This is a genomic window from Candidatus Hydrogenedentota bacterium, from assembly GCA_035450225.1.
Taxonomy (GTDB): domain Bacteria; phylum Hydrogenedentota; class Hydrogenedentia; order Hydrogenedentales; family SLHB01; genus DSVR01.
This window is the reverse complement of record DAOTMJ010000116.1, coordinates 1-1193: the sequence shown is the minus strand read 5'-3', so window position 1 is coordinate 1193 and position 1193 is coordinate 1. Positions and strand designations below refer to the sequence as shown.

General features: G+C 60.1%; 1 protein-coding gene. It reads left to right on the top strand.

Annotation, left to right across the window (positions count from 1 at the left end; translation table 11 throughout):
• The coding region (locus P5540_19980) for a sialidase (protein ID HRT67094.1) at positions 1 to 811 on the top strand (811 nt) is incomplete at its 5' end.
• Between the last annotated feature and the right edge of the window lie 382 nt (positions 812 to 1193).

Genomic DNA, 1193 nt, shown 5'->3' with positions numbered 1-1193 from the left:
AAACGGGCGTCCAACGGGTGATGCATTGTATGTGACGGTTGATCCGGAAAAGGGCGAGTTCACGTCCTACTCGGTTTTGCCGTTTCCGTTCGCCTACGATTCGGTGCTGCCGTTCGGTGATCCGGTTGAGCTTGAGAACGGTGACTTGATCGTGCCGTGTTATTTCCAGGCGGAAGGGGCTGAGAAAAAGCGGGGTGCGTACAGTCCGCCCGGCAAGGTTGTGTGCGTACGCTACCGGTTCGGCGCGAAAGGTCTTGAGGTCGTGCGGGCCGGCACCCCGGTCGAATGTCCGGAATTGAAGCGCGGGTGCGTTGAACCTTCGCTTGTGGAGTTTAACGGGAAGTTTTATCTGACCGTCCGTTCTGACGAACGCGGGATGTTTGCGGAGAGTGTGGACGGGCTCGATTTCGGCGAACTCCGTGCCTGGTGCTGGGAGGACGGGATACCCATCGGTAACCGCAACACGCAACAGCATTGGATGGTGCTGAAGAACGGGCTGTACCTCGCTTATACGCGTGAAGGCGCCGCGAATGATCACGTTTTTCGCAATCGCGCACCGATTTTTCTCGCGCGGTTCGATCCGGAGCGGAAGTGTCTTATCCGTTCGACGGAGCAACCGCTAGTGCCGGAGTACGGCGCACGGCTTGGGAATTTTCAGACCATTTCCGACGGTGCGGGCGCGTCCTGGCTCGTCACCGCCGAATGGATGCAGCCGCTCGGTTGCGAGAAATACGGCAGCGACAATGCGATCTGGTTCGTGCGTGCCACCTGGCCGGCAACGCGTTCTGATGAAGAAATGAAAAAAAATTAAAATTCCCCGTTGACGCGCGCGGCGGGACGGTGCTAACGTCTGCGGCTCTTTCGGGGCACCCGGCGGCGCAGGCCGCTGGATGCGGACGGAGGCGGGCCGGAAAAAATCGAGAGAAATTTTCCGGCCGGGGGTTGACAGGACGGCGGCGGTTTTGCTAAAGTCCCAACCCGCGCCGCAAACGGTGGATGACGCCGGCGGCGGCGCGAACTTGCTCTGTGAAATCCGGTCGTTCAGGCGCAGAACCGGCGGGTCCAAAAGACGGACCGGCGGGGATGCGGGAGAATAGGAAGCTTGTGAAGCAACTGTCCGGAACGAAGACGAACGAAACGCGCAGCGCGGCTCCGGCCGGCGCGGCGCGCGGAATTTTTTTCTGAGAGTTTGA